Source organism: Pseudomonas sp. R38(2017) (assembly GCF_002112395.1).
In the GTDB taxonomy this organism is placed as follows: domain Bacteria; phylum Pseudomonadota; class Gammaproteobacteria; order Pseudomonadales; family Pseudomonadaceae; genus Aquipseudomonas.
On record NZ_NEHN01000021.1, the window covers coordinates 1 to 1057 of the forward strand.

General features: G+C 54.9%; 1 pseudogene. It reads right to left on the bottom strand.

What is annotated here, in order from left to right:
• A pseudogene (locus CAF87_RS28885) lies at positions 1-1055 on the bottom strand (IS30 family transposase); the annotation flags it as partial.
• Between the last annotated feature and the right edge of the window lie 2 nt (positions 1056-1057).

The following is a 1057-nucleotide window of genomic DNA, read 5'->3' on the forward strand; positions in this document are numbered from 1 at the left end:
GTTTTCCGAGGGCGGCTATTTAGCTGCCTTGCGACTTCATTGAGCGCGGCTTGCGAGTGATCCGCAAGGTCGGTTCCTTTCGGGAAGTACTGCCTTAACAACCCGTTGGTGTTCTCATTTGATCCTCGTTGCCAAGGACGATGAGGATCGCAGAAGTAGACTTTGATGTCGGTAGCCACCGTAAAGCGTTTATGGTCAGCCATCTCTTTGCCGCGATCTCAGGTCAGCGATTTGTAGAGTTCTTGGGGCAAGTTACGGGCGTTTTCAATTAGGGCGCTGATGACCGTCTCGCTATCCTTACCGTCCAATTTCACCAGCATTACGTAGCGGGTATGACGCTCAACAAGAGTGGCAATTTGGCTGTTCTTGCTACCGCACAGCAGGTCACCCTCCCAATGACCTGGAACCGCCCGATCCTTAGCCGCGGCTGGGCGTTCGCGGATCGATACCGCGTCAGTGATTCGACCGTGATTTTCTTTCTTCTGCGTGTGATGGCGCGAGCAACGCATGGCCCGCGTGCGCCGTAAATGCTCGAGCAACTCCTTCTTCAGAGCCCCGCGAGCCTGTATGAAGAGCGTGCGATAGATCGTCTCGTGTGACACCTGGTAGCTCGTATCATCTGGGTAGGTACGCTTCAACCAACCGGCAATTTGTTCCGGTGACCACTGCAATTGAAGCTTGTCTGCAACAATTTGCGCCACCGTTCGGTTCTCAACAAGTTTGCACACCTTAGATCGATGCGCGCGATCCCAGGCAGCTTGATCAGCTTGATTAGCCCGGTAGCATCCTTGGCCACCGTTGCGTCTGATTTCACGGCTGATCGTAGAGGCTGCTCGCCCTAGCAACGCAGCCATGGAACGGATCGAGTTGCCTGCCACCACTGCACGCGAAATCTCTTCACGCTCAGCCAACGCCAGCGCCAATCTGGATCTGCGGCGTACAGCGGGTCTGATACCGCCTGTTTCCGCCAAGATGCGCTGTATCGATGAATGGTTTCGATCAAAAAGTTGGGCGATGTGCTGGAGAGAGTCGCCTTTCTGCCAGTGATCCCACATCA